Origin of the sequence: Streptomyces sp. SM18, assembly GCF_002910775.2 — a bacterium.
Classification (GTDB): Bacteria; Actinomycetota; Actinomycetes; order Streptomycetales; family Streptomycetaceae; genus Streptomyces; species Streptomyces halstedii.
Map to the genome: position 1 here is coordinate 3,202,138 of NZ_CP029342.1, position 25,180 is coordinate 3,227,317.

The window sequence follows — 25,180 nt, forward strand, 5'->3', positions numbered from 1 at the left end:
CGTGGGGCGTCGAGCCCCGGAGCCTGAGCCCCGGCCGGCGGTCTGTGGCGCTTCGGGCGCCACGTCCGGGGCCGGGCTCGGGCGGCCGGGCCGCAGGGGCCCCACGGCCTCCGGGCCCCACCGTTCGGCCCCGGAACCGGTCCGTCCCGCCGGACCGCTCAGTCCCGCCGGACCGGTCAGTCCTTGGCGAGGACGAAGGACGCCCGCTGCACCGGCTCGCCGGGGGCCTTGGCCTCCAGCAGATAGGTGCCGGGAGCGGCCGTACCGGGAGGCGTCGTCGGGCACGTGGGGGCGCTCTTCTTCCGGTCCCACTCCACGGTGTGCGTGATCGTCCCGCCCGCCGGGACCTTCAGGAACACCGCGCCGCCCGGCGGGCAGTCCTTGGAGGACCACACCCGCTCGTCGTCACCGCCGGCCTCGGTGACGGTGAGCACCACGTTCTTCGGTCCCAGGTCGGCCTTGCAGTCGGAGGCCGAGGTGTTCTCGGCGACCAGCCGGAACACCGGCTTGTCGTCCGGGCCGAAGCTGTTCTCCGTCTTGACGCCCAACCGGAGTGCCGAGGGGGTGCAGTTGGGGAGCGTGGAGTCGGCCGGTACCCGCTGACCGGCCGTGCCGCCGCCGCCCGTCCCCGTACCCCCGGAAGACGATCCGCCGGAGGACGATCCGCCCGTGCCCGGCCCGCCCGTACCGGAGCCGCTCTCGCCGCCCGTCCCCGCGTCACCGCCGCCGGTGTCCGCGCCGGTGTCCCCGCTCTCCCCGGAGTCGCCCGACTCGTCGCGGCCGCCCGGAGGTTGACCGACGACCGGATCCGAACTGGAGGGACCGGGGGTGATGGTCGACGGGGCGGGTGAGGCGTCACCCGTCTTGGCGTCGTCGCTCTTCTTCCCGCCGCCGCCCGTGGAGGTGACGGCCCACACGACCAGCGCCGCGAGCAGGGCGATCACCAGCGCCGCGACTGCCCTCCGACGCCAGTAGATGCTGGAGGGAAGCGGCCCGACCGGATTGCGCATAGATCCCACAAGACCGAACTGTACGAGAGTTCACGGGCGACTCCGGCCCCTACCCGCCGCTCCGGCCGACAAGTTTTCCGGATCATCATCACGCGGCGGCCGTTCCCGGCGCTTCCGTCCGCTTTGCCCCGCCCTTGAACCAGGTGGCGGGGCGCGAAGGGTCGAAACGGGTGGCGTTATCACCACCTGAACCATCCGCCGGTCCGACACCCCCGTCGCCGTGCCCGATGTCCCCGCTTCCGTGCCAGGATCGTAGGTGCGATGACTGCCATGACTTCGACACACACGCCCCCCGTCTCCCTCCACACCCCCGTCATCGGGTGGTTCGAGCAGCACGCCCGCGATCTGCCCTGGCGACGTCCCGAAGCGGGCGCCTGGGGTGTGATGGTGAGCGAGTTCATGCTGCAGCAGACTCCGGTGAGCCGGGTCCTCCCGGTCTACGAACAATGGGTGGCCCGGTGGCCCCGCCCCGCCGACCTGGCCGCCGACGCCCCCGGCGAAGCGGTCCGGGCCTGGGGCCGCCTCGGCTACCCGCGCCGTGCGCTGCGCCTGCACGGGGCCGCGCAGGCGATAACGGAACGGCACGGCGGCGACGTACCCAGCGAGCACGGCCAGTTGCTCGCGCTGCCCGGGATCGGCGAGTACACGGCGGCGGCCGTGGCCTCCTTCGCGTACGGCCAGCGCCACGCCGTGCTGGACACGAACGTGCGCCGGGTGTTCGCCCGCGCCGCGTCCGGCATCCAGTACCCGCCGAACGCCACCACCGCGGCCGAGCGCAAGCTGGCCCGCGCCCTGCTCCCCGAGGAGGACGCGCGCGCGGCCCGCTGGGCGGCGGCCACGATGGAGCTCGGCGCCCTGGTGTGCACCGCGAAGAACGAGGACTGCGGACGCTGCCCGATCGCCGAGCAGTGCGCCTGGCGGCTGGCCGGGAAGCCCGCCCACCAGGGGGCACCGCGACGGGGCCAGACCTACGCGGGCACGGACCGGCAGGTGCGCGGACGGCTGCTCGCCGTCCTGCGTGAGTCGGTCGCCCCGGTGTCACAGGCGGCCCTGGACTCGGTGTGGGAGGAGCCCGTGCAGCGGGCCCGCGCCCTGGACGGGCTGGTCGCGGACGGTCTCGTCGAACCGCTGGCGGGCGGCCGGTACCGGCTCCCGCTGACCTGAGCCCCGGCCCGAGGGTCCGCACCGGAAGCGGGCCCGGCGACCGGCGCTGTTACACAACCGATGGACAGCCGTGCGTCCGCGTACGCCTGCTCCGCACAACCTCGTGACAACAGCTCCGTAGCGTCACCGCTGTCGGCGACATGACCGGTCACCGACGGCGGGACCACGGGGCACGACGGGGACGACGGAGGCGGTTGTGATGGCGCAGGGTGACGCGCTCGGGTTCGAGGAGTACGTACGGACCAGGCAGGACGCGCTGCTGCGCAGTGCCCGGCGGCTGGTCCCCGACCCGGTGGACGCGCAGGACCTGCTCCAGACCGCGCTGGCCCGCACCTACGGCCGCTGGGACGGCATCGCCGACAAGTCGCTGGCCGACGCCTATCTGCGCCGCGTCATGATCAACACGCGTACGGAGTGGTGGCGGGCCCGCCGGCTCGAAGAGGTCCCCACCGAGCAACTGCCCGACGCGAGCGTCGACGACGGGACCGAGCAGCGCGCCGACCGTGCCCTGCTGATGGACGTCCTGGGCGTCCTGGCTCCGAAGCAGCGCAGCGTCGTCGTCCTGCGACACTGGGAGCAGATGAGCACGGAGGAGACGGCCGCGGCCCTCGGCATGTCGGCCGGTACGGTGAAGAGCACGCTGCACCGCGCGCTGGCCCGGCTGCGCCAGGAGCTGGAGGACCGGGCGGCACGGAGCCGCGAGGCCGACGGGATACCGGCGCGGATCCCGGCGCAGCCGGACCGGCGCCGTGTCCCGGCGCAGCGGGACGGGCGTCACGAGGAGCGGGGGCGGAAGCGGTGCGCGGCCTGACAGGCGGCGACGGTGTGGGCACGGAGACCGTTCCCCCGCCCGGAGCCGGTACGACACGCCCGAAGGCCCCCCGCGGACTCCGGGCGCCGGCGGCGGCCGGTGCGGCCACGGCCGGGCTGGTCGCCGTCGGTCTGCTGTGCGCGGCCTGCTCGACGGGCGGCACGGGCACCCGGGACGAGGGGCCCGCGGGCACCCAGCCGGTCGCCCAGGTGTCCGCCTCGGCCGCGACGCCCACCGGCACGGCGAAGCCCGCCCCCCGGGTCAACGCCGTACAGCTCGTCAAAGGCGACCCGGAGGTCAGCCTGCGGGTCAGGAACGACCTGAAGCCCTGCACCGGCGACGAGTACCCGATCGACACCTCGTACGGCACCCTGACCGGCAGCTCGGCGCCCGACGTCGTGGTCAACGTGCTGACCTGCGGCGACTCCGTGGGCATCGGCACCTATGTGTACCGGCAGACCGGGAACGGCGGGTACGTGAACGTCTTCGCCACCGAGATACCCGCGGTCTACGGGACCATCGACCGGGGCGACCTGGTGGTGACGACCCAGGTGTACGGGGCGAAGGACGCGGTCGCGTTCCCCTCCGGCGAGGACGTGATCACCTACCGCTGGGCCTCCGGCCGCTTCGCCGAGACGGACCGGGTGCACAACGACTTCAACCGGGCCGTCGGCAACGGGCAGGGCGCCCTCCCCGAGCCGACGGCGCAGAACTGAGGGCTCCCGTATGGCCGACACCCATGTCCTGTTCGTCGAGGACGACGACGTCATCCGCGAGGCCACCCAGCTCGCCCTGGAACGGGTCGGCTTCACCGTCACCGCCGTACCGGACGGGCTGCTGGGGCTGGAGGCGTTCCGGGCGGACCGGCCGGACATCGCCCTGCTCGACGTGATGGTGCCGGGGCTGGACGGCGTCAGCCTGTGCCGGCGCATCCGGGACGAGTCCACGGTGCCCGTGATCATGCTGTCGGCCCGCGCGGACGCCATCGACGTGGTGCTCGGCCTGGAGGCCGGGGCCGACGACTACGTCACCAAGCCCTTCGACGGCGCGGTGCTGGTCGCCCGCATCCGCGCCGTGCTGCGCCGGTTCGGCCACGCCTCGGGTCCGGACGGCACCGCCGGGGCCGGCGGCACGGGCGCCCCCGGCGGCACGGGCGGGGCGCTGGTCTTCGGGGACGTGGAGATCGACACCGAGGGCATGGAGGTACGCCGGTCCGGTGTGCCCGTGGGGCTGACGCCGACCGAGATGCGGCTGCTGCTGGAGTTCTCCTCCGCGCCCGGTACCGTCCTCTCCCGCGACCGGCTCCTGGAGCGGGTCTGGGACTACGGCTGGGGCGGCGACACCCGGGTCGTGGACGTCCATGTGCAGCGGCTGCGCACCAAGATCGGACAGGACCGGATCGAGACGGTGCGCGGCTTCGGATACAAGCTCCGCGCATGAAGCGGCTCGCGCTGCGGACCGGGGTCCGCTGGAAGATCAGCATCGCGATCGCCGCGGTCGGCGCGCTCATCGCGGTGGCGCTGAGCCTGGTCGTGCACAACGCCGCCCGGGTGTCGATGCTGGAGAACGCCCGCGAGGTGCAGTTGGAGCGGCTGCTGTTCGCGCAGCGGCTCTACGAGGCGGCCGGCACGCAGAAGTCGGCACCGAAGTTCGGCGCCAAGCTCAACGACCCCGCGCTGCCGTCGAGCCTGCGCGAGCAGATACGGGAGAACCGCAGGGCCACCCACGTCGACGAGTACGGCGACGGGGTGCCCGACGTCTGGGCGGCCGTACCGCTGGCCAACGGGGAGGTCCTGTCGCTGCACACCCGGTTCGCCGACCGCAGCTCCATGATCATGGGCGATCTCGACCGGGCGCTGATCATCGGCTCGGTCTCGGTCGTCTTCGGTGGCTGCGCGCTGGGGGTGCTGGTCGGCGGCCAGCTGTCCCGGAGGCTGCGCAAGGCGGCCGCGGCGGCCGGCAAGGTCGCCCAGGGCAACACCGACGTCCGGGTCCGGGAGGCCGTCGGCGGGGTCGTACGCGACGAGACCGACGAGCTGGCGCGCGCCGTGGACGCGCTCACGGACGCGCTGAACGAACGGATCGAGGCGGAACGCCGGGTCACCGCGGACATCGCCCATGAACTGCGTACCCCCGTGACGGGGCTGCTGACCGCCGCCGAGCTGCTGCCCCCGGGCCGCCCCTCCGAGCTGGTACGCGACCGGGCCCAGGCGATGCGGACCCTGGTCGAGGACGTCCTGGAGGTGGCCCGGCTGGACAGCGCGTCCGAGCGGGCCGAGCTCCAGCAGCTCCAGCTCGGCGAGTTCGTGGCCCGCCGGATCGGGCTGCTCGACCCGGACATCCGGGTGCGGGTGGTCCACGAGTCCTGGGTCTCCACGGACCCGCGCCGGCTGGAACGCATCCTGGGCAATCTGCTGGGCAACGCCGCCAAGCACGGGGCGGGCCCGGTGGAGGTCACCGTCGAGGGCCGTGTCGTACGGGTCCGCGACCACGGGCCCGGCTTCCCGGACGACCTGCTGCGGGACGGGCCGAGCCGGTTCCGTACGGGAAGCAGCGACCGGGCCGGGCGGGGCCACGGGCTGGGGCTCACGATCGCCGCGGGCCAGGCGCGGGTGCTGGGGGCCCGGCTGACGTTCCGCAACGCCGCTCCCGCCGGGACCACGGACGGGACGGGCGGGGCGGTCGCCGTGCTGTGGCTGCCCGAACACGCGCCGACCGACACCGGCAGTTTCCCCGTACTGCGCCCGGCCACGGACTGAGCCACCGCCGCGCGGAAGGACCGGGGCGGGCCGGACACGACCGGGCCCCGGGGTGGTCGTCCCCGGGGCCCGCTCACCTGCGGACGGTCAGACCGTCTGCGACTCCTTGGCCGCCGCGGGCCCGGCCGGAGCCGCCCCGCCGTCCTCCGCCGTCGGCTTCGCCGTGCCCCGCAGCGGGACCTCCTTGACGAACAGTGCCGCCACCAGGGCGATGATCGCGACCGATCCGCCCACCAGGAACGCGAGGTGCGTGCCGGACGCCACCGCGTACTCGTACGCCTCACGGGCCGCGTCCGGCAGCTTCGCCAGGCTCGCCGCGTCCAGCTGGGCCGACCGCTCGGTCACGCCCCCGCCACCGCGCGCCGCCATCTCGTCCTGCACCCGCCCGGTGAACAGGGCACCCATGATCGCGACGCCGAAGGAGCTGCCGAGCGTACGGAAGAGGGTGGTGGAGGAGGAGGCGACGCCCATGTCCTTCAGCTCGACGCTGTTCTGCGCGACGAGCATGGTGATCTGCATCAGGAAGCCCATACCGGCCCCGAGCACGGCCATGTAGACACCGGAGACGAGGCGGGTGGTGTCCGTGTCCATGCTGGAGAGCAGGAAGAGTCCGGCGACCATCAGGACGCTGCCCACGATCGGGAAGACCTTGTACCGGCCGGTGCTCGTGGTGATCCGGCCCGCGACCAGCGAGACGATCATCATGGCGAGCAGCATGGGCAGGAGCAGCAGCCCCGAGTTGGTCGCGGACGCCCCCTGCACCGACTGCTGGAACAGCGGCAGGAAGAGCACCGCGCCGAACATCACGAAGCCGGCCATGAAGCCGACCACCGACATCAGGGTGAAGTTCAGATTGCGGAAGATGTGCAGCGGCATGATCGGCTCGGCGGCCCTGGTCTCGACGAAGACGAACCCGACGAGGGAGGCCACGCCCAGCGCGATCAGCTCCATGATGACCGCGGAGCCCCAGGCGTACTCGCTGCCGCCCCAGGTGGTGACCAGCACGATCGCGGTGATACCGACGGTCAGCAGTGCCGCGCCCAGGTAGTCGACCGTGTGCTGGGCCCGTTCCTTGCGGGGCAGGTGCAGCACCATGGTCACCATGGCCAGCGCGACGGCGCCCAGCGGCAGGTTGATGTAGAAGCTCCAGCGCCAGCCGAGGTGGTCGGTGATGGTGCCGCCGACGAGCGGGCCGCCGATCATGGCGATCGCCATGACCCCGGCCATCATGCCCTGGTACCGGCCGCGCTCGCGGGGCGGCACGAGGTCACCGATGATGGCCATGACGCCGACCATCAGACCGCCGGCCCCGAGGCCCTGGACGGCCCGGAACCCGATCAGCTGACCCATGTCCTGGGCCATTCCGCTCAGCACCGAGCCGATCAGGAAGATCACGATGGACGTGAGGAAGACACCCTTGCGCCCGTACATGTCGCCGAGCTTGCCCCAGATGGGGGTGGAGGCCGCGGTGGCCAGGGTGTAGGCCGTAACCACCCAGGACAGATGCTCCATACCGCCCAGATCGCCGACGATCGTCGGCATCGCGGTACCGACGATCAGGTTGTCCAGCATGGCCAGCAGCATCGCGATCATCAGCGCCAGCACCACCACCCGGACGTTGCGCGGCCGGGATTCCGGTTTCCCGGTCGCCGCCGCTTTGTTCAGTTCCGCCATGTCACGCGCTCCCCTGTATCCCCAGTGCCCGGTCGGTCGCCGGTACGACGCTTACTTGTCGCCCGGCTAGTTGGCTACACTGCGGAAAAGTAGACCCGTAACTAGCCGGGCGTCAAGTAAGTTGAGGGAGAGTCGTCGCATGGGCAGCACGCCGCAGCCGCGTCGGGGGGACACCCGCCAGCGCATTCAGGACGTCGCCATGGAGCTCTTCGCCGACCAGGGGTACGACAAGACCTCGCTCCGCGAGATCGCCGAGCGGCTCGACGTCACCAAGGCGGCCCTCTACTACCACTTCAAGACCAAGGAAGACATCCTCAACAGCCTCTTCGAGGTCCTGAACCGACCGGTCGAGGAGCTTCTGGCCTGGGGCGCGGAGCAGCCGCGGACCCTGGAGACGAAGCAGGAGATCCTGGTCCGCTACAGCGACGCGCTCACCGCCGCCGCACCGCTCTTCCGCTTCATGCAGGAGAACCAGGCGACGGTCCGGGACCTCAGGATCGGCCACACCATGAAGCACCGGGTCATGGCCCTGGTGGACCTGCTCAAGGACGAGGACGCCCCGCTCAGCGACCAGGTGCGCTGCTTCACGGCGCTGATGGCCATGCACGCGGGTGTCTTCGCCCTCAGAGACGCCGAAGGCGACCCCGAGGAGAAGCGCGAGGCTGCTCTCGAGGTCGCCGTCGAGTTGGTGACCAGGGCCCACGATCACGGGACCGGTGGCTCCGCCGGGTAAGGCGGACACTCAATGCGTCACACGCTGACGTGCACCGAGTTCAGGTACGAGACCGGGTTGATCGCCGAGCCGTAGTTCGGGGTGGTCCGGATCTCGAAGTGCAGGTGAGGACCGCTGGAGTTACCGGTGTTACCGGACAGCGCGATCTGCTGGCCCGTCTTCACCTTGTCGCCGACCTTCACCTGGATCTTGGACAGGTGGGCGTACTGCGAGTACTTGCCGTTCGAGTGCTTGATCACGATGGCGTTGCCGTACGCGGGACCGTCGCCGCCGCCGTTGGGGCCGGCCTTGACGACCGTACCGGCGTGCGCGGCCTCGACCTTGGTGCCGACCGGCACCGCGAAGTCCTGGCCGGAGTGCTTGCTGGCCCAGCGGTCGCCGCCGGTGCCGTAGGTGGCGCTCAGCACGTAGTGGCTGACCGGGGTCTGCCAGGACGTGGCCGCCTTCTTGGCCGCGGCCTCCTTGTCGGAGGCGGCCTTGCTCTGGACGGACGCCTGCTTGGCGACGGAGTCGGCGGTGGACGCGCCGGCGGTCACCGCGGGCTTGGCGGTGTCCGTCGTGCCGGACGCGAACGCAGCGCCCGCACCGAACACCATCGACGCACCCAGGCCTGCGGCCACGACGGCGCCACTGACGCGGGACATGGACGGGCGGCGGGAGTGCTGGAACGTAACGCGCTTCGACATGCGGGAGAACCTCCGGGATGGCTGGACCCGGCGCTCTCACCGGGCTTGCTCCACCTTGGTAACCCGAACCCCCCGAAACGCTCAAACACCCCATCTACGATGAAAAGCCGTAGCCGGCGGGGCGGGAATGCGCCATGCGCGCCGGACCGCGACCGGGATGACGATCTTCCGGAAAGGTTCTCCGGAACGGGTTTAACCGCTGCTCGAACCGCATCTTTCCTGGATACAGCACCGCGATACCGACATATCACCCCTGTTGCCGAAAGACTCGGCCGCCGTGGGACCAAGGTCCCGGCGGGAGGCAGGCGCCTTGCTCCTAGGGCGCCTAGTAGGCCCGAAAAGGGCTGTGCGCCTTGTCACCGGCGGGGGCCCTGGAGCCCCCGATTCCGGCCCCCGGAGACGGCCTCACCCACCCCTCGAACCGACCGGCCGAGCCCCCGGACCGGACCTGTCGAGCCCCTTGATCGGACCCGCCGAGCCCCCTGATCGACCGCCGACGCGGTGGACGGCGACCCCGGGGGCGGCCCGATCGGCCCGAGGCGACCCGGCGCCCCCGAGGCCAGGGCACTGGGCACCGGCCGGGCACGCCCCCGTCCCCCGGAGGCGCGGGGGCTCCGGTCACAGGGCCGCGCCGCAGGGCCTCACGCCCGTACGCGTACCCCCGCGCGCCAGTACGTCTGTGCGCCAGTACGTCCGTACGCGTACGCCCCCCCGCCCCCACGCCCCCGCAACGCGGACGCGCCCACGGCAAAGGGGCTGCCCCGGACCGTCGGACGGTCCGGGGCAGCCCCTTGGTGCACGCTCAGGCGCTACGCGCCCCTACGCTTCCTTCGTCAGGTTCGGGCCGCCGCCCGCCGCCTGCTCGATCGGCGGGACGTCGGGCAGGGCCGACTTCTCCTCGCCACGGAACGTGAACGTCTTCTCGTCGCCCTCGCCCTCGGTACCCACGACCACGATGTGACCGGGGCGCAGCTCACCGAAGAGGATCTTCTCCGAGAGGATGTCCTCGATCTCGCGCTGGATCGTCCGGCGCAGCGGCCGGGCGCCCATCACGGGGTCGTAGCCCTTCTTGGCGAGGAGCGTCTTCGCCTCCGCGCTGAGCTCGATGCCCATGTCGCGGTCCTTGAGACGCTCATCCACCTTGTCGACCATCAGGTCGACGATCTGGATGATGTCCTCCTCGCTGAGCTGGTGGAAGACGACCGTGTCGTCGACACGGTTGAGGAACTCGGGCCGGAAGTGCTGCTTGAGCTCTTCGTTGACCTTGTTCTTCATCCGGTCGTAGTTCGTCTTCACATCGCCCTGGGCGGCGAAGCCCAGGTTGAAGCCCTTCGAGATGTCCCGGGTCCCGAGGTTGGTCGTCATGATGATGACCGTGTTCTTGAAGTCCACGACCCGGCCCTGGGAGTCGGTCAGCCGACCGTCCTCCAGAATCTGGAGCAGGGAATTGAAGATATCGGGGTGGGCCTTCTCGACCTCGTCGAAGAGAACGACGGAGAACGGCTTGCGGCGCACCTTCTCGGTGAGCTGGCCACCCTCTTCGTAGCCCACGTAACCGGGAGGCGAACCGAAGAGCCGGGAAACCGTGTGCTTCTCGCTGAACTCCGACATGTCGAGGGCGATCAGCGCGTCCTCGTCGCCGAAGAGGAATTCGGCGAGCGTCTTGGAGAGCTCCGTCTTACCGACACCGGACGGGCCGGCGAAGATGAACGACCCACCGGGGCGCTTCGGGTCCTTCAGGCCGGCCCGCGTACGGCGGATCGCCTGCGAAAGCGCCTTGATGGCGTCCTTCTGCCCGATGACGCGCTTGTGGAGCTCGTCCTCCATGCGCAGCAGACGGGAGGACTCCTCCTCCGTCATCTTGAAGACCGGGATACCGGTGGAGGCGGCCAGGACCTCGGCGATCAGCTCGCCGTCGACCTCGGCGACGACGTCCATGTCGCCGGCCTTCCACTCCTTCTCCCGCTTGGTCTTCGCCGCCAGCAGCTGCTTCTCCTTGTCACGGAGCGAAGCCGCCTTCTCGAAGTCCTGGGAGTCGATCGCCGACTCCTTGTCGCGGCGGACACCCGCGATCTTCTCGTCGAACTCGCGGAGGTCCGGCGGCGCGGTCATCCGGCGGATGCGCATCCGGGAGCCGGCCTCGTCGATCAGGTCGATCGCCTTGTCCGGCAGGAAGCGGTCCGAGACGTACCGGTCGGCCAGGGTGGCGGCCTGGACCAGCGCCTCGTCCGTGATGGAGACCCGGTGGTGGGCCTCGTAACGGTCGCGCAGACCCTTGAGGATCTCGATGGTGTGCGGCAGCGTCGGCTCCGCGACCTGGATGGGCTGGAAGCGGCGCTCCAGCGCGGCGTCCTTCTCCAGGTGCTTGCGGTACTCGTCGAGCGTGGTGGCGCCGATGGTCTGGAGCTCGCCTCGCGCCAGCATGGGCTTGAGGATGCTCGCCGCGTCGATCGCGCCCTCGGCCGCGCCCGCACCCACCAGGGTGTGGAGCTCGTCGATGAACAGGATGATGTCGCCGCGGGTGCGGATCTCCTTGAGGACCTTCTTCAGGCGCTCCTCGAAGTCACCGCGGTAGCGGGAGCCGGCGACCAGGGCACCGAGGTCCAGGGTGTAGAGGTGCTTGTCCTTGAGGGTCTCGGGCACCTCGCCCTTGACGATGGCCTGGGCCAGGCCCTCGACGACCGCCGTCTTACCGACACCGGGCTCGCCGATCAGGACCGGGTTGTTCTTGGTACGGCGGGAGAGCACCTGCATGACCCGCTCGATCTCCTTCTCGCGCCCGATGACCGGGTCGAGCTTGGACTCACGAGCGGCCTGGGTGAGATTCCGGCCGAACTGGTCGAGGACCAGGGACGTCGAGGGCGTGCCCTCGGCGGGACCACCGGCGGTGGCGGTCTCCTTGCCTCCCGAGTACCCGGAGAGCAGCTGGATGACCTGCTGCCGCACCCGGTTCAGGTCGGCGCCCAGCTTCACGAGGACCTGGGCGGCGACGCCCTCGCCCTCGCGGATCAGGCCGAGCAGGATGTGCTCCGTGCCGATGTAGTTGTGACCGAGCTGAAGGGCCTCGCGGAGCGACAGCTCCAGGACCTTCTTCGCCCGGGGCGTGAAGGGGATGTGTCCGGACGGGGCCTGCTGGCCCTGACCGATGATCTCCTCCACCTGCTGGCGGACCGCCTCGAGCGAAATCCCGAGGCTCTCCAGGGCCTTAGCGGCGACACCCTCACCCTCGTGGATCAGGCCCAGGAGGATGTGCTCGGTGCCGATGTAGTTGTGGTTGAGCATCCGGGCTTCTTCCTGAGCCAGGACGACAACCCGCCGCGCGCGGTCGGTGAACCTCTCGAACATCGTTAATCGCTCCTCAGAGCGGTCAGGCAGTAAGGGGTCGGTCCCCTCCCTGTCCTTCCGCAGCTTAGTCCCGCAAGCGGGGACCGCTCATTTCAACTGCCGACACCCGTCGATGGCCTCCTGCCCCGAACGCCGACAACTGCCTCAACCCGATGGTGCGAGACGATGTTCCCGCAGGCCAGGCAGATAGCCCTTTCGCCAGTACGCCGATGGCGAACGCGAGACGCTTTTGCCCGCGTGTCGCCCCTTCCCACTAGGGATGTCTTACCCGCACTCACCGGCAGTCCATGCGGCGCGCCCCTGTTCACTCCGCTACGGGCGAACAACCGCGCACCGTCGCATGCCCCTGTGCGCCCCCGCCGCGCACACGAAGCGCGACGACCGTGCGGCTATGCGTAACCCCGGCGGGGTTCCGGGGGTTCATCCGGCATGGCACCCATCGTTCCGCCTCCCCGCTCCTCGCCGGAAGCCGACGGCCGCGCGCGGTGGTACGCACGCGAGCTCGGCTGGGCCACGGCGGGCACCTCGCCCGTGCGGCTGCCCACCGGGCTGCGCTTCGACGTACTGGAACTGCCCGCCGTGGCGGGCCACGCGGTGCTGCGCCGGGTGGGGCGCACCGGTCCGGTGGCGCTGGCGGGGCAGCGGATGTGGCTGCTGGTGGCGGCCGGAGGGGCCGACGAGCTGCCGGGGCTGCTCGACTGGCTGGAGTGGGGCGGGATCACGCTCGACCTGACCGCGATCGGCGCGGGCGGGCACATCACGGCCCCGGCTCCGCCCGGCGGACCGGGGGACCCGTCGGGGGCCGCGCTCTGGCTGCGGCCCCCCGAACCGCGCCGGGCGGTGGAGCCCATGCTCCCGGCGCTGGTCGGTTTCGGGAACAGGGGCGGGGACGTTCCCGATCTCGTACGGCTCGTGGACGCCGCCGCGACGGAATGCCACCGGGCCCGGCTGTCGGGTGCGCGGACGCGTCTGCCGGCCGGCCGGCCGGCGGGTCAGCCGTTGGCCTTCTCGTAGGCCTCGCGGATCTCGGCCGGGACGCGGCCGCGGTCGTTCACGTTGTGGCCGTTCTCCCGGGCCCACTTGCGGATCTCCGCGGTGTCCTTGTTGCCGCCCGTGGTGGCACGGCCCTTGCCGCGGCCGGTCGCCGCGCGGCCACCGGTACGACGGCCACTCTTGGTGTACGGCTCAAGAAGACCGCGGAGCTTGTCCGCGTTGCTCGTGGTGAGGTCGATCTCGTACGTCTTGCCATCCAGAGCGAACGTCACGGTCTCGTCCGCCTCGACACCGTCGAGGTCATCAACAAGAAGGACCTGAACCTTCTGCGCCACCGGATTTCCTTTCATCGAAAATGTAGTACGCGGAAAGGAAACCGCTTTTCCCCGGAAAACACAAACCCCTGGGAGAGGTTCAGGAGCTCAAGAGGACGGGAAACGTGCGCGATTCGGACATAGGGTTCTCCGGCGCCGCCCGCCGTTCACAGGTGCAGAAGCATCCGGCTGTTGCCCAAGGTGTTCGGTTTCACTCGTTCGAGCCCCAGGAACTCGGCGACACCCTCGTCATAGGAACGCAGCAGCTCACTGTAGACATCTCCGTCGACCGGCGTCTCTCCGATCTCGGTGAAGCCGTGCTTCGCGAAGAAGTCGACTTCGAAGGTGAGGCAGAAAACCCTGCGGACACCCAGCCAGCGTGCGGTCTGCAAGAGCTTGTCCAGGACCTGGTGCCCCACACCGGCGCCCTTGCTGACGGGATCGACGGCGAGAGTACGCACTTCGGCGAGGTCTTCCCACATCACATGGAGTGCGCCGCAGCCGATGACCCGGGCGTCCTCGTCGCGTTCGGCGACCCAGAACTCCTGGATGTCCTCGTAAAGCGTCACGGTCGCTTTGTCGAGCAGGATGCCTTCGCGGACGTACCCGTCGAGCAGACTCCGTACGGACGCCACATCGCTGGTCCTGGCGCGCCGCACGGTGATGGCCGCCGCCCCTTTTACCGACGGGTCGGTACGGAAATCGGCGTCCGGATCGTTACGGGGATCGGTTTGCGGCAGCTCTGAGGACATGCCCCGACGCTATCGCCCGGAGTCGGGCGGTGCTTCACCGGCGGGGAAGTCGCCTTCGGTCCCCGGCTCACCGCCGGACGCGGCCTTCTCCTCGGGCTCCGCCTTGTCACCGGGCTCCGCCTCCGGGGCTCCGGGGAGAGCGGGAGCGACGATACGCACCGCGTCCTGGAGCGCTTCGCGCTGCTCGGCCGACATCATCCCGAAGAAGGCGACCAGGGCCGCCGCGGGGTTGTCACTGCGCGACCAGGCTTCGTTCATCAGTGCGGCCGAGTAGGCGGCCCGCGTGGAGACGGCCGTATATCGATAAGCCCGTCCGTCCACTTCCCGGCGTACCCAGCCCTTCTGATGGAGATTGTCCATTACCGTCATGACGGTCGTGTATGCGATGGACCTCTCCTGCTGAAGGTCCTCAAGGACTTCCCGCACGGTGACCGGTCGGTTCCATTGCCAGACCCGTGTCATCACGGCGTCTTCCAGCTCTCCCAATGCGCGAGGCACGGCATCACCTTAGTGCTAGATGTCTGGAATGGGATATTTTTGTCATACGAAAAAGGGCGCACAACTCCTCCAGGAGCCGTGCGCCCTTCACGCTGGGGCCGGGTCAGACGCCGTCGGTCCGCGGGGCCTGCCGCGCCGATTCGGCACGGGCGAGGGCCGCGTCCACCGCGGCGTCCTCCTTGGCCTTGTTCGGCCCGCCCTGACTCTTGATGATCGTCACGACGAGGCCGATGAAGAAGACGGCCATCACCACGGGCGGCACGAGCGCGGATACGTAGTCCATGCGCTCCAGAGTAGCGAGCCCGGCATTCCGGCCTCTTGGGGACCCCTCGGGCACGGCGCGTCCGAGGGGCCCGGTGCCGCTCGGGCACGGCATGTCCGAGGGGGTACGGCCAGGAGGCCCCACCGCACCGGCCGCGCCCGTCAGGAGGCGGCGCGCTCCCCGGGCGGGGGCGGAGGCGTGGGCGCGGGACGACGGCGCGGCGGGAAGACCTCGGACGGCTTGGGGGCGGGCCGGGCGGGGGCGTCCGGCCGTCCCGGGGCCGCCGGACGGGCCGGCTTCCCGGGCCCCGTGGGCGCCTTGGGGCGGGCCGGCTCCCCGGACGCCGCCCGGCCGCCGGGCAGGGCCAGCAGCCGGCCGCGCGGAGCGGGGGCCACGGGGGCGGCGCGCCCGGCGAGGCGGGCGCGGACCGAGCGTTCGGCGATCACCTGGCAGCGCTCCAGGAGCGCTGCGGCGACCGGACCGCCGCGCAGCGCCCGCAGGGCGGCGAGATCCTCGGGGCGGGGGTCGTACCCGGCGGCCAGGGCGTCCTGAAGGAGCTCCAGATAGCCGCTGAGCGAGCCGGGAAGCGCGTCCCGGTAGCGGGCGAGGTCGGCGAGGAGGAAGGCGCGGAGCCTGCCCGCCTCGTCCACCGCCTCGTCCACCGCGTCCGCGAGCCGCAGACAGTCCTGGACATCCTCTTCCGGCAGGGGCGTGGGGTGGAGGGCATGGGCGAGAGCGCGTCGGAGCACCCGCAGCTCGTCCGCACCGAACGCCATGCCGCCGCGTGATCCGTAGGGCGTGGGCATGGAGCGACAATACGTGCTAAATGGACAAAATCCGCTTAACTGGTCGCCCGGCGGCGCGGCGTCCCGCCGCTGCCGCCGGGCCGTTCCCGCAGGTGGCCGTGGGCGCGCCCTACATCCGGGCGAGGTTGCGCTCGTAGACCAGGCGCAGCCCGATGAGCGTCAGCCAGGGTTCGTGCTCGTCGATGACGGAGGCGTCACCCAACACCATCGGAGCAAGGCCGCCCGTCGCGATGACGGTGACGTCGTCCGGGTCGGCCGCCAGCTCCTTCTTCATCCGCGCGACGACCCCGTCGATCTGCCCCGCGAAGCCGTACACGATGCCGGACTGCATGGCCTCGACGGTGTTCTTGCCGATCACGCTGCGCGGCCTGGCCAGCTCGATCTTGCGGAGCTGGGCCCCCTTCGCACCCAGCGCCTCCACCGAGATCTCGATGCCGGGCGCGATGACCCCGCCCGCGTACTCGCCGCGGGCCGAGACCGCGTCGAAGGTGGTGGCCGTGCCGAGGTCCACGACGATCGCCGGACCGCCGTAGAGCTCGACGGCGGCGACCGCGTTGACGATGCGGTCCGCGCCGACCTCCTTCGGGTTGTCCATCAGCACCGGTACGCCCGTCTTGACGCCCGGCTCCACCAGCACGGCGGGGACATCGCCGTAGTAGCGGCGGGTGACCTCGCGGAGTTCGTGCAGGACGGCGGGGACGGTGGAGCAGATCGCGATGCCCTCGATCCCGTCGCCCAGCTCCATGCCGAGCAGCGGATGCATCCCCATAAGGCCCTGGAGCAGCACGGCGAGTTCGTCGGCGGTGCGGCGGGCGTCGGTGGAGATCCGCCAGTGCTCGACGATCTCCTCGCCGTCGAACAGCCCGAGGACCGTGTGCGAGTTGCCGACGTCGATGGTGAGCAGCATCAGACGCCGGCCTCCTCGGCGTCACGGAAGTCCAGGCCGATGTCGAGGATCGGCGACGAGTGGGTGAGCGCCCCGACCGCGAGGTAGTCCACACCGGCCTCGGCGTAGGCGCGGGCGGAGTCGAGGGCGAGCCGGCCGGAGGACTCCAGCACCGCGCGGCCGCCGACCAGGGCGACCGCCTCCGCGGTCGTGACCGGGGTGAAGTTGTCCAGCAGGATGAGGTCGGCACCGGCGTCCAGCACCTCGCGGACCTGCTCCAGGGTGTCCACCTCGACCTCGATGGGCAGCTCGGGGAACGCGGCCCGCACCCGGGTGAACGCCTCGGCCACACCGCCCGCCGCGATCACGTGGTTGTCCTTGACGAGGGCCGCGTCCACCAGCGACATCCGGTGGTTGACGCCACCGCCGCAGCGCACCGCGTACTTCTCCAGCGCGCGCAGCCCGGGGGTCGTCTTACGGGTGTCGCGGACCTGGGCCTTCGTGCCCTCCAGCACGTCCGCCCAGGCGCGGGTCGCCGTCGCGATCCCGGAGAGCCGGCAGAGCAGGTTGAGCGCGCTGCGCTCGCCGGTGAGCAGATCGCGGGTGCGGGTGGTGACGGTGAGCAGCTTCTGGCCGGGTACGACGCGGTCGCCGTCCTCGACGTGCCGCTCCACCTCGAACGCGTCGGTGCAGACGATGGACAGGACGGCCTCGGCGACGCGCAGGCCCGCGACGACACCCGCCTCGCGGGCGGTGAAGTCACCGATGGCGACGGCGTCCTCGGGGACCGTGGCGACGGTCGTCACGTCGACCCCGCCGTCCAGGTCCTCCTCGATGGCCACATGGGCGATGTCCTCGACCTGGACGGGGTCGAGACCCGCCTCGGCGAGGAGCCGGGCGAGCGCGGGGTCCAGGCCGCACTCCAGAGCGTCGGGGTCGTAACCGTCGCCGCAACCGCAGTCGTCGCCGCAACCGCCGCCCGACTCGGCCGGGACACCGATCTGGATCAGCGGGACGTCCACCGGTGTGGGACGCGGGTTCTCTTCGGGCGTGCTCACGGCTGCGGCTCCTGGGGGGCTTCGGCGGGGTGGTTCGGAAGGTCGGTGGGTCCGGCGGGGTCCGCCGGGGCGCCGGGGCGTACGGGCGGGAAGGCGGCGTCCCGCGTACGGCTCACGACCGGCCGCCCGTCCGGTCCGGTCCGGACGACGAGATGGCGGCGCCAGCTGGTGTCGTCGCGGTCGGGCCGGTCCTCGCGCCAGTGGCAGCCGCGGGTCTCCTCGCGCTCCCGGGCGGCGGCGACCAGCACCTGGGCGACGAGCAGGAGGTTGGTGGCCTCCCACGCCTCCACACCGGGGACGGCGTCCTTGGCGTCGGTGTCGAAGGCATCCGCGGTGCGTCCCAGCGCCTCCAGCCGCTCCGCGGCCTCGGCCAAGGTGGACGCGGACCGGATGACCCCGGCGCCCCGGGTCATGATCCGCTGGACTGCGGTCCGGGACTCGGCCGCGAGCAGGGGCACGGGAGCCGGCGCGGGGTCCTGACCGTCCGCCCGCTCGGATGCCCGCTCCGGTGTCCGCTCCTGGGGGCCGGCCGCCACGATGTCCGCCGCGATGCGCTCGGCGAAGACCAGGCCCTCCAGGAGGGAGTTGGACGCCAGCCGGTTCGCCCCGTGCACCCCGGTGCAGGCGGTCTCCCCGCAGGCGTACAGGCCGGGCACCGTCGTCCGTCCCCACAGGTCGGTCCGGACACCGCCGGAGGCGTAGTGCGCGGCGGGTGCCACCGGGACCGGCTCGGTGACGGGGTCGATGCCATGGGCGCGGCAGGCGGCGAGGATCGTCGGGAAGCGGCGCGCCCACATCTCGGCGCCGAAGTGGCGGGCGTCCAGGTACATGTTCTCGGTGCCCGTCAGACGCATCTGCCGGGTGATGGCCTTGGCGACGATGTCGCGGGGGGCCAGCTCGGCCAGCTCGTGCTGCCCGAGCATGAAACGGGTCCCGGAGGCGTCGACGAGGTGGGCGCCCTCGCCCCGTACCGCTTCGGAGACCAGCGGCTGCTGGCCCTCGGCGCCGGCGCCGAGAAACAGGACGGTCGGATGGAACTGGACGAATTCGAGGTCGGAGACCTCGGCGCCCGCCCTGAGCGCGAGGGCCACCCCGTCACCGGTGGAGACCGGCGGGTTGGTGGTGGCCGAGAAGACCTGGCCCATGCCACCGGTGGCGAGGACCACCGCAGGGGCCCGGACGGCTCCGACGCCGTCGTGCTGGCCCTCGCCCATGACGTGCAGGGTGACGCCCGTCGTACGGCCTTCGGCGTCCGTGAGCAGGTCGAGGACCAGGGCGTTCTCGATGGTGCGCAGGGCCGCCGAGCGGACCGCGCCGACCAGGGCGCGGGAGACCTCCGCGCCCGTCGCGTCGCCGCCGGCGTGCGCGATGCGGCGGCGGTGGTGGCCCCCCTCGCGGGTCAGGGCCAGGGCACCGGCCTCGGTCGTGTCGAACCGCGCGCCGGTGCCGATCAGCCTGTCCACGGCGCCGGGGCCCTCGGTGACCAGGGTCCGCACCGCCGCCTCGTCGCACAGACCGGCCCCGGCGACCAGGGTGTCGTCCAGGTGCTGTTCGGGGGTGTCGCCCTCGCCGATCGCGGCCGCGATGCCGCCCTGGGCCCAACGGGTGGAGCCGTCGTCGAGCCGGGCCTTGGTCACGACGACCGTGGCCAGGCCCGCCGAGGCGCAGCGCAGTGCGGTGGTGAGACCGGCCACGCCCGAGCCGACCACGACGACGTCCGCGTCGATGGACCAGCCGGGGGCGGGGGCGGTCAGCCGTATTCCGGTCACGTCAGGCTCCAAGGGTCAGCGGGATGTTGTCGATCAGCCGGGTGGCGCCCACCCGCGCGGCGACGGCGAGGACCGCTTCGCCGTTCTCACGGCCTTCCGGGATCTCGGTGAAGTCGGCGGGGTCCACCAGCGCGAGGTAGTCGAGGACGAGCGGGACGGACTCCTCCGCCACCTCGTCCAGGACGGCCCGCGCGGCGGCCCGCACCACGGCGGGCCCCGTGGTCGTCAGGGCCGCGGCCACCGCCTGGGAGTCGGCGGCCGCGCGCGCCTCGCCGAGCCGGGTGAGTCCGGCGGCCCGGTCGGCTCCGGACGCCACGGACCGGGCACGGGCGTGCAGCGCCTGCCGCGCGGCCAGCCGGTCACGGGCGGCGAACAGCGCCCGGGACAGCGCCAGCGCGGTACGGCGCTCGTCGGCGCTCAGGAAGCGGTTGCGGCTGGAAAGGGCGAGGCCGTCCGGGTCGCGGACCGTGGGTACGGCGACGATGTCGATGCCGAAGTTCAGGTCGCGCACCATCCGGCGGACCAGCGCGAGCTGCTGGGCGTCCTTCTGCCCGAAGAACGCCGCGTCGGGCCGGGTGAGGTGGAGGAGCTTGGCGACGACGGTGAGCATGCCGTCGAAGTGGCCGGGGCGCGCGGCGCCCTCCAGCCGCTCGCCCATGGCGCCCGCGACGATCCTGACCTGGGGGTCGCCGCCCGGATAGACCTCGTCCACGGACGGCGCGAAGACCGCGTCGGCACCGGCGGCCACGGCCACGGCGAGGTCGGCGTCCAGGGTGCGGGGGTAGCGGTCGAGGTCGGCGGACTCACCGAACTGGAGCGGGTTCACGAAGACGGTGACGACGACCTGGCCGTCCGGGCCCACGGCGTCCCGGGCCGCCCGGATCAGGGTGGCGTGGCCGTCGTGCAGGGCGCCCATCGTCATCGTGACGGCGCGCCGGGCTCCGGCGGGCCGGGCGAGGGCGTCCAGCTCGGCGGCGGTGCGCAGCAGGGTGGCGGGTGCGGTGGTCATCGGTTCTCCCCCGGTCCGGAGCCCTCCGGGCCGCCTTGTCCGTCCTGCCCCTCCGGGCCGTTCGCCCCGTCCGGACCGTTCAACCCGTCCGGACCGTCCGGACCGTTCCGTCGGTGCGGTTCGTCGGCGTCGTCGCGTCCGTGCGGGCCGTTCAGCCCGTACGAGCCGTTCACCGTGTGCGCGCTGTCCGACAGGACGCCGAGGAGGTCCTCCGCGGACTCCGGCTTGAGCAGGCCGGAGGCGAGCGCCCGGTCGGCCGTGGTGCGGGCCATGGCGAGGTATCCGGCGACGGACTGCGGGGCGTGGGTGCGCAGCTCGCGCACATGCGCGGCCACGGTGCCCGCGTCCCCCCGGGCGACGGGGCCGGTCAGCGCCGCGTCGCCGGAGCGCAGGGCGTTGTCGAGCGCGGCTCCGAGCAGCGGGCCGAGCATCCGGTCGGGGGCGCCCACCCCCGCCTTCCGCAGCAGCTCCATGGACTGCGCGACCAGGGTGACCAGGTGGTTCGCGCCGAGGGCGAGCGCCGCGTGGTAGAGCGGGCGGGCCTCCTCCGCGATCTGTTCCGGTTCGCCGCCCATCTCGATGACGAGCGCCTCGGCGGCCAGCCGGAGCTCCTCGGGAGCGGTGACGCCGAAGGAGCATCCGGCCAGCCGCTGGACGTCCACGGAGGTGCCGGTGAACGTCATGACCGGGTGCAGGGCGAGCGGGAGGGCCCCGGCGCGCCGCGCGGGGTCGAGCACCCGGGTGCCGTACCGCCCCGAGGTGTGGACGATCAGCTGTCCCGGACGTACGGCACCGGTCTCGGCGAGCCCTTCGACCAGGCCCGGCAGGGCGTCGTCGGGGACGGTCAGCAGCACCAGCTCGGCGCGGGCCAGCACCTCGGCGGGGGTGACCAGGGGGACGTCGGGGAGCAGGGCGGCGGCCCGGCGCACGGACGCGTCGGAGACGCCGGACACGGCGACCGGGCGGTGCCCGGCCAGCCGCAGCGAGGCGGCGAGCGCGGGTCCGACCCGGCCCGCGCCGACCACGCCCACGGTCAGGCGGGCGGGACGGTCCCTCGCGTCGAGGGGCTCCTGGGAAAATGATGGGTTCACGCGGCGACGGCCTTCCGTTCCAGTCCGCGGGGGGTACCGGACGATTTCTCTGCATGCTACGCCAGCACCTCGACGGCGACCCGGGCTGTCCACAGCCTGTGGGTAACTTCTCGCGGCGGAGCACCCGGGGCGCGGACGGCTCCGGCGGCCGAGGATGATCGTCCCATGGGAGACACCGAAGAGACCGAGGAACAGAGGCGACGGCACCGCAGGCTGACCGCGTGGCGGCGGTCGGAGAGGATCCTGTCCCGGTCCTCCGCGGACCGCCCCCTGGCCGAACGGCTGGCCTCGCTGGCCGCCGACGCCGGAACCGTCCACGCCCCGGACGAATGGACCGACACCTACGGCAACGGCGTCGTCGCCGAGGTGGAGCGCCGCACCGCCGACCTCCTGGACATGGAGGCCGCCGCGTTCTTCCCGACCGGGACGATGGCGCAGCAGGTCGCGCTGCGCTGCTGGGCGGGGCGTACCGGGAACCCGGTCGTGGCCCTGCACCCCCTCGCCCACCCCGAGGTCCACGAGGGGGGCGCCCTCTCGGTGGTCAGCGGCCTGCGCACGGTGCACCCCACCTCCGAACCCCGGCTGCCCACCGCGGAGGAGGTCCGGGACGTCCCCGAGCCCTTCGGCACCCTGATGCTGGAACTGCCGCTGCGGGACGCCGGTTTCACGCTGCCCTCCTGGGAGGAGCTGGAGGCGGTCGTGGCCGCCGCCCGCGACCGGGACGCCGTGGTCCACCTGGACGGGGCCCGGCTGTGGGAGTGCGGCCCGCACCTCGGCCGCGGCCTGCCGGAGATCGCCGCGCTCGCGGACAGCGTGTACGTGTCGTTCTACAAGTCGCTGGACGGGCTCTCAGGGGCGGTGCTCGCGGGCCCCGCTGCACTGGTCGAGGAGGCCCGCACCTGGCGCCACCGCTACGGCGGGCAGGTCTTCCAGCAGTTCCCGGCGGCGCTCTCCGCCCTGCTGGGCATGGAGCGTGAGCTGCCGAGGCTGCCGTCGTACGTGGCGCACGCCAAGCTGGTCGCCGGGGCGCTGGCGGAGGGCTTCGCCGGCTCCGGGGTGCCGTGGTCCCGGGTGCACCCGGAGCCGCCGCACACCCACCAGTTCCAGGTGTGGCTGCCCTACTGCACCGACGTACTGGACGAGGCGTCCGTGCGGCAGGCCGAGGAGACCGGTGTGACGCTCTTCCGCCGCTGGTTCCCGGCACCCGCCGGCCCGCCCGGCCTCTCGTACACCGAGGTCACGGTGGCGGCTCCGGGACTGGAGTGGACGGCGGGGGACGTACGGGACGCGGTGGCGGGGTTCGTGGAACGGCTCGGGTGAGCACCGGACGGGGCCGCGCACGCGACAACGGCGTCCGGTCCGGGCGCGGGGCGCGGCCCCGTCGGCATCCGGTCCGGGCCGGGGCGCGGCCCCGTCTCAGCCGGGCGGCGGGCGGCGGTCGGGCGGAGGGTGCGCGGCGGCCCAGGCCCGGAGGCGTCCGCGCAGTTCGCGCAGCACCTCCCGGTCGTGGCGGCCGGGCGGCGGCGGGGGCGCCTCGCCGTGCTGCGCCGCGCGGTAGCTGTCGAGGATCTGCTGCTGAACGATGTCCATACCCCCAGCCTGACCCCGCGCCGGCCGGACGTCCTGTCGGTTGACGGCCCCCGTCAAACGGCCAGGCGCCCCGTCGATTGACAGCCCCCGTCAAACGGGCGGGCCTCCCGGCCGCGTACCCGCACCATGGAGGGGTGAGCGTACACATCGACATGGCGGGCGTGGCCCCCGAACACGTGGTCTTCGAGGTCTCCCCGCTGGTCGAGCTGGGGCAGGCCCTGCACGCGCTCTCCGAGCCGGGGCACCACCCGGGGCTGCACGGCTGGGCCACCGCGACGGCCGCCTCGCTGGAGCCCGATCTCGCGGACCGGATGCGCGAGGCGGAGTTCCTCTGGCGGAACACCTTCTCCGACATCTTCATGCCGTTCGCCGGGGTGCGCGGGGGTGACGGCAGGACCGGGGCGACCCTCGCGGACGACCTGGACATCCTCGACCGGCTGGACGACGAGCGGTTCGTCACCGCCGCCCTGGAGTTCACCTGCGCCGGCCTGTACGGGGCGGGGACGCCGTCCCCGCTCACGGACGCCCGGACGCGCGAGCGCGCGCTGGACATGGCGGCGGCCCGGGGCCCCGCACAGGTGGAGTTCAGCCGGCGGCTGCTGTCCGACCCCGCCTCCGTACGCCGCTGGATCCGGCGCTTCTTCGAGGACTGCGACCAGGCCTTCTTCGCGGACACCTGGCGGCGCGTCCAGGTCGCGCTGGCGGCCGACGCCCGGCACAAGACCGAGGTGCTGCGGCACAAGGGTCTCGGCCCGGCGCTGGAAGCGGTCTCCGCCGCCGTGTCGCTGGACGAGGAGGCGGGCAGGATCAGCGTCGACAAGCTGGCGGAGGGGCGCACCGACGCCGCAGGCACCGGTCTCACCCTCATCCCCACCAGCTTCGGCTGGCCCCATCTGATGGTGCTGCACGCCCCGGGCTGGCGGCCGGTGATCCACTACCCGGTGCGCCGGCCCGAGCTGCCGTCCCCCGCCTCCGTCGAACTCCTCCAGCTCCGCATGGAGGCCCTGGCCCACCCGATGCGGATGCGGATGTGCCGCAACCTGGCCCGTTCCCCGTACACCACGGGCGAGCTCGCCGACTCGCACGGCATCACCTCGCCCGAGGTCTCCCGGCACCTGGCGGTGCTCAAGAAGGCCGGTCTGGTCACCACCCGCCGGCGCGGCCGCTACGTCCTGCACACGCTGGACCTCACGGTGGTGGCCCGGCTCGGCAGCGACTTCCTGGAGGGCGTCCTGCGGTGAACCGGCACCGCCCGGCCGCCCGGAGAGGAGCCGGGGGCCGCTCAGCCCGGGTGACCGCCGGCCCGGACGAGGCCGGTCTCGTACGCCAGGACGACCACCTGGACGCGGTCGCGCAGCCCCAGCTTGGTCAGGATGCGGCCCACATGGGTCTTCACGGTCGCCTCGGACAGCACCAGCCGCCCCGCGATCTCCCCGTTGGACAGCCCCTGGGCGACCAGGAGCATCACCTCGCGCTCGCGCCCGGTCAGCCGCTCGACGTCCTTGTGCCGCGGTTCCGTGCCGCCGCTCGGCAGCATCGGGGAGAACCGGTCGAGCAGCCTGCGGGTCGTGGAGGGGGCCACCACGGCGTCACCGCTGTGCACGGAGCGGATCGCGGAGAGCAGCTCGCCCGGCGGCACGTCCTTGAGCATGAAGCCACTGGCGCCCGCCTTCAGCCCGGAGAAGGCGTACTCGTCCAGGTCGAAGGTGGTCAGGATGAGCACCTTCGGCGGATCGGTCCGCGCGCGGATGCGCCGGGTCGCCTCGACACCGTCCAGCCGTGGCATCCGTACGTCCATCAGCACCACGTCCACGGCGGTCGAGCGCAGGACGTCGAGCGCCTCCTGGCCGTCCCCCGCCTCCGCGACGACCTCCATGTCCGGCTGGGCCGCGAGCACCATCCGGAAGCCGGTGCGCAGCAGCACCTGGTCGTCGACGAGCATCACGCGGATCGCCATCTGGGGCCGTCCT

General features: G+C 72.3%; 25 protein-coding genes. 9 read left to right on the forward strand and 16 right to left on the reverse strand.

The genetic code is table 11. The features are described 5' to 3' along the window. Positions 1-176: 176 nt before the first annotated feature. Positions 177-1,010 carry a hypothetical protein gene (locus B9S64_RS14205; protein WP_258037675.1) on the reverse strand — a complete coding sequence of 278 codons (834 nt, stop codon included), beginning with the start codon at positions 1,008-1,010 and terminating at the stop codon, positions 177-179. A gap of 261 nt (positions 1,011-1,271) precedes the next feature. Here B9S64_RS14205 and B9S64_RS14210 point away from each other — a divergent pair, with 261 nt between their 5' ends. The 5 genes from B9S64_RS14210 (at position 1,272) to cseC (ending at position 5,744) form a co-directional block, all read left to right on the forward strand. Next, positions 1,272-2,174 (forward strand): A/G-specific adenine glycosylase, encoded by a 903-nt coding sequence (locus B9S64_RS14210; protein ID WP_093530867.1) that lies wholly within the window; start codon positions 1,272-1,274, stop codon positions 2,172-2,174. A gap of 199 nt (positions 2,175-2,373) precedes the next feature. Continuing rightward, entirely contained in the window at positions 2,374-2,985 is a 612-nt protein-coding gene (locus tag B9S64_RS14215) for a SigE family RNA polymerase sigma factor (protein WP_103488681.1), read from the forward strand. Continuing rightward, positions 2,973-3,701, forward strand: coding sequence for a hypothetical protein (locus B9S64_RS14220; protein WP_103488680.1), 729 nt, complete (start codon positions 2,973-2,975; stop codon positions 3,699-3,701). Before B9S64_RS14215 ends, B9S64_RS14220 begins: the two co-directional genes overlap by 13 nt. Positions 3,702-3,711: 10 nt before the next feature. After that, the gene (cseB, locus tag B9S64_RS14225) at positions 3,712-4,425 is read left to right on the forward strand and encodes a two-component system response regulator CseB (RefSeq protein WP_103488679.1); all 714 of its coding nucleotides are present in this window, start codon (positions 3,712-3,714) and stop codon (positions 4,423-4,425) included. After that, complete coding sequence (gene cseC / locus B9S64_RS14230; RefSeq protein WP_103488678.1) at positions 4,422-5,744, forward strand: two-component system sensor histidine kinase CseC; 1,323 nt, start codon at positions 4,422-4,424, stop codon at positions 5,742-5,744. The genes cseB and cseC overlap by 4 nt, the downstream gene beginning before the upstream one ends. Before the next feature lie 87 nt (positions 5,745-5,831). Here cseC and B9S64_RS14235 read toward each other — a convergent pair whose 3' ends face one another. Further along, positions 5,832-7,418 carry an MDR family MFS transporter gene (locus B9S64_RS14235; RefSeq protein WP_103488677.1) on the reverse strand — a complete coding sequence of 529 codons (1,587 nt, stop codon included), beginning with the start codon at positions 7,416-7,418 and terminating at the stop codon, positions 5,832-5,834. Between the two features lie 139 nt (positions 7,419-7,557). On the opposite strand from B9S64_RS14235, the gene B9S64_RS14240 reads away from it, so the two are divergent. Further along, positions 7,558-8,151, forward strand: coding sequence for a TetR/AcrR family transcriptional regulator (locus B9S64_RS14240; RefSeq protein WP_103488676.1), 594 nt, complete (start codon positions 7,558-7,560; stop codon positions 8,149-8,151). A 17-nt stretch (positions 8,152-8,168) separates the two neighbouring features. On the opposite strand, the gene B9S64_RS14245 is transcribed toward B9S64_RS14240, so the two are convergent. Both B9S64_RS14245 and B9S64_RS14250 read right to left on the reverse strand, forming a co-directional pair. Next, positions 8,169-8,837, reverse strand: a complete 669-nt coding sequence (locus tag B9S64_RS14245; RefSeq protein WP_103488675.1) for a M23 family metallopeptidase — start codon at positions 8,835-8,837, stop codon at positions 8,169-8,171. Positions 8,838-9,656: 819 nt separating this feature from the next. Beyond that, on the reverse strand, positions 9,657-12,182 hold the full coding sequence (locus B9S64_RS14250; RefSeq protein WP_103488674.1) for an ATP-dependent Clp protease ATP-binding subunit: 2,526 nt from the start codon (positions 12,180-12,182) through the stop codon (positions 9,657-9,659). Between the two features lie 429 nt (positions 12,183-12,611). On the opposite strand from B9S64_RS14250, the gene B9S64_RS14260 reads away from it, so the two are divergent. Then, a complete protein-coding gene (locus B9S64_RS14260) occupies positions 12,612-13,196 on the forward strand; it encodes an SCO3374 family protein (protein WP_103488673.1) in 585 nt (194 codons plus the stop codon). On the opposite strand, the gene B9S64_RS14265 is transcribed toward B9S64_RS14260, so the two are convergent. The 10 genes from B9S64_RS14265 to B9S64_RS14310 all read right to left on the reverse strand — a co-directional run bounded on the left by B9S64_RS14265 (position 13,175) and on the right by B9S64_RS14310 (position 21,620). After that, positions 13,175-13,510 carry an Lsr2 family protein gene (locus B9S64_RS14265; RefSeq protein ID WP_103488672.1) on the reverse strand — a complete coding sequence of 112 codons (336 nt, stop codon included), beginning with the start codon at positions 13,508-13,510 and terminating at the stop codon, positions 13,175-13,177. The two genes, B9S64_RS14260 and B9S64_RS14265, sit on opposite strands and share 22 nt — an antisense overlap. Before the next feature lie 146 nt (positions 13,511-13,656). Beyond that, positions 13,657-14,241 carry an amino-acid N-acetyltransferase gene (locus B9S64_RS14270; RefSeq protein WP_176712224.1) on the reverse strand — a complete coding sequence of 195 codons (585 nt, stop codon included), beginning with the start codon at positions 14,239-14,241 and terminating at the stop codon, positions 13,657-13,659. Positions 14,242-14,250: 9 nt separating this feature from the next. After that, entirely contained in the window at positions 14,251-14,739 is a 489-nt protein-coding gene (locus tag B9S64_RS14275) for a BlaI/MecI/CopY family transcriptional regulator (protein WP_103488671.1), read from the reverse strand. Positions 14,740-14,842: 103 nt separating this feature from the next. Beyond that, positions 14,843-15,022: a hypothetical protein gene (locus B9S64_RS14280; RefSeq protein WP_103488670.1), complete on the reverse strand. Its 180-nt coding sequence runs from the start codon at positions 15,020-15,022 to the stop codon at positions 14,843-14,845. A gap of 140 nt (positions 15,023-15,162) precedes the next feature. Continuing rightward, positions 15,163-15,777 (reverse strand): hypothetical protein, encoded by a 615-nt coding sequence (locus tag B9S64_RS14285; protein ID WP_109492054.1) that lies wholly within the window; start codon positions 15,775-15,777, stop codon positions 15,163-15,165. Between the two features lie 139 nt (positions 15,778-15,916). Beyond that, positions 15,917-16,714, reverse strand: coding sequence for a type III pantothenate kinase (locus B9S64_RS14290; RefSeq protein ID WP_028442162.1), 798 nt, complete (start codon positions 16,712-16,714; stop codon positions 15,917-15,919). Then, a complete protein-coding gene (gene nadC, locus B9S64_RS14295; RefSeq protein WP_103489888.1) occupies positions 16,714-17,751 on the reverse strand; it encodes a carboxylating nicotinate-nucleotide diphosphorylase in 1,038 nt (345 codons plus the stop codon). The genes B9S64_RS14290 and nadC overlap by 1 nt, the downstream gene beginning before the upstream one ends. After that, the gene (locus tag B9S64_RS14300) at positions 17,748-19,520 is read right to left on the reverse strand and encodes an L-aspartate oxidase (protein WP_103489886.1); all 1,773 of its coding nucleotides are present in this window, start codon (positions 19,518-19,520) and stop codon (positions 17,748-17,750) included. The genes nadC and B9S64_RS14300 overlap by 4 nt, the downstream gene beginning before the upstream one ends. 1 nt (position 19,521) lies before the next feature. After that, positions 19,522-20,529: a pantoate--beta-alanine ligase gene (gene panC, locus B9S64_RS14305; protein ID WP_103489885.1), complete on the reverse strand. Its 1,008-nt coding sequence runs from the start codon at positions 20,527-20,529 to the stop codon at positions 19,522-19,524. Continuing rightward, positions 20,526-21,620, reverse strand: a complete 1,095-nt coding sequence (locus B9S64_RS14310; protein ID WP_103489883.1) for a Rossmann-like and DUF2520 domain-containing protein — start codon at positions 21,618-21,620, stop codon at positions 20,526-20,528. Before B9S64_RS14310 ends, panC begins: the two co-directional genes overlap by 4 nt. 165 nt (positions 21,621-21,785) lie before the next feature. Here B9S64_RS14310 and B9S64_RS14315 point away from each other — a divergent pair, with 165 nt between their 5' ends. Further along, complete coding sequence (locus B9S64_RS14315; protein WP_103489882.1) at positions 21,786-22,940, forward strand: low specificity L-threonine aldolase; 1,155 nt, start codon at positions 21,786-21,788, stop codon at positions 22,938-22,940. Positions 22,941-23,036: 96 nt separating this feature from the next. Here the strand turns inward: B9S64_RS14315 and B9S64_RS34470 are convergent, their stop codons facing one another. Further along, entirely contained in the window at positions 23,037-23,210 is a 174-nt protein-coding gene (locus tag B9S64_RS34470) for a hypothetical protein (RefSeq protein WP_181387628.1), read from the reverse strand. A 134-nt stretch (positions 23,211-23,344) separates the two neighbouring features. Between B9S64_RS34470 and B9S64_RS14320 the strand changes: the two genes are divergently transcribed. After that, complete coding sequence (locus B9S64_RS14320) at positions 23,345-24,451, forward strand: DUF5937 family protein (protein WP_219818774.1); 1,107 nt, start codon at positions 23,345-23,347, stop codon at positions 24,449-24,451. A 41-nt stretch (positions 24,452-24,492) separates the two neighbouring features. On the opposite strand, the gene B9S64_RS14325 is transcribed toward B9S64_RS14320, so the two are convergent. Next, positions 24,493-25,167 carry a response regulator transcription factor gene (locus B9S64_RS14325; RefSeq protein ID WP_103490495.1) on the reverse strand — a complete coding sequence of 225 codons (675 nt, stop codon included), beginning with the start codon at positions 25,165-25,167 and terminating at the stop codon, positions 24,493-24,495. Between the last annotated feature and the right edge of the window lie 13 nt (positions 25,168-25,180).

Excerpts from the sequence above, each read along its gene's own strand:
- cseC (WP_103488678.1), top strand. The coding sequence starts at position 4,422 with ATGAAGCGGCTCGCGCTGCGGACCGGGGTCCGCTGGAAGATCAGCATC.
- B9S64_RS14260 (WP_103488673.1), top strand. The coding sequence starts at position 12,612 with ATGGCACCCATCGTTCCGCCTCCCCGCTCCTCGCCGGAAGCCGACGGC.
- B9S64_RS14205 (WP_258037675.1), bottom strand. The coding sequence starts at position 1,010 with ATGCGCAATCCGGTCGGGCCGCTTCCCTCCAGCATCTACTGGCGTCGG.
- B9S64_RS14250 (WP_103488674.1), bottom strand. The coding sequence starts at position 12,182 with ATGTTCGAGAGGTTCACCGACCGCGCGCGGCGGGTTGTCGTCCTGGCT.
- B9S64_RS14245 (WP_103488675.1), bottom strand. The coding sequence starts at position 8,837 with ATGTCGAAGCGCGTTACGTTCCAGCACTCCCGCCGCCCGTCCATGTCC.
- B9S64_RS14215 (WP_103488681.1), top strand. The coding sequence starts at position 2,374 with ATGGCGCAGGGTGACGCGCTCGGGTTCGAGGAGTACGTACGGACCAGG.
- B9S64_RS14285 (WP_109492054.1), bottom strand. The coding sequence starts at position 15,777 with ATGGCGTTCGGTGCGGACGAGCTGCGGGTGCTCCGACGCGCTCTCGCC.
- B9S64_RS14280 (WP_103488670.1), bottom strand. The coding sequence starts at position 15,022 with ATGGACTACGTATCCGCGCTCGTGCCGCCCGTGGTGATGGCCGTCTTC.
- B9S64_RS14315 (WP_103489882.1), top strand. The coding sequence starts at position 21,786 with ATGGGAGACACCGAAGAGACCGAGGAACAGAGGCGACGGCACCGCAGG.
- B9S64_RS14210 (WP_093530867.1), top strand. The coding sequence starts at position 1,272 with ATGACTGCCATGACTTCGACACACACGCCCCCCGTCTCCCTCCACACC.
- B9S64_RS14235 (WP_103488677.1), bottom strand. The coding sequence starts at position 7,418 with ATGGCGGAACTGAACAAAGCGGCGGCGACCGGGAAACCGGAATCCCGG.
- panC (WP_103489885.1), bottom strand. The coding sequence starts at position 20,529 with ATGACCACCGCACCCGCCACCCTGCTGCGCACCGCCGCCGAGCTGGAC.
- B9S64_RS34470 (WP_181387628.1), bottom strand. The coding sequence starts at position 23,210 with ATGGACATCGTTCAGCAGCAGATCCTCGACAGCTACCGCGCGGCGCAG.
- cseB (WP_103488679.1), top strand. The coding sequence starts at position 3,712 with ATGGCCGACACCCATGTCCTGTTCGTCGAGGACGACGACGTCATCCGC.
- B9S64_RS14240 (WP_103488676.1), top strand. The coding sequence starts at position 7,558 with ATGGGCAGCACGCCGCAGCCGCGTCGGGGGGACACCCGCCAGCGCATT.
- B9S64_RS14290 (WP_028442162.1), bottom strand. The coding sequence starts at position 16,714 with ATGCTGCTCACCATCGACGTCGGCAACTCGCACACGGTCCTCGGGCTG.
- B9S64_RS14270 (WP_176712224.1), bottom strand. The coding sequence starts at position 14,241 with ATGTCCTCAGAGCTGCCGCAAACCGATCCCCGTAACGATCCGGACGCC.
- B9S64_RS14325 (WP_103490495.1), bottom strand. The coding sequence starts at position 25,167 with ATGGCGATCCGCGTGATGCTCGTCGACGACCAGGTGCTGCTGCGCACC.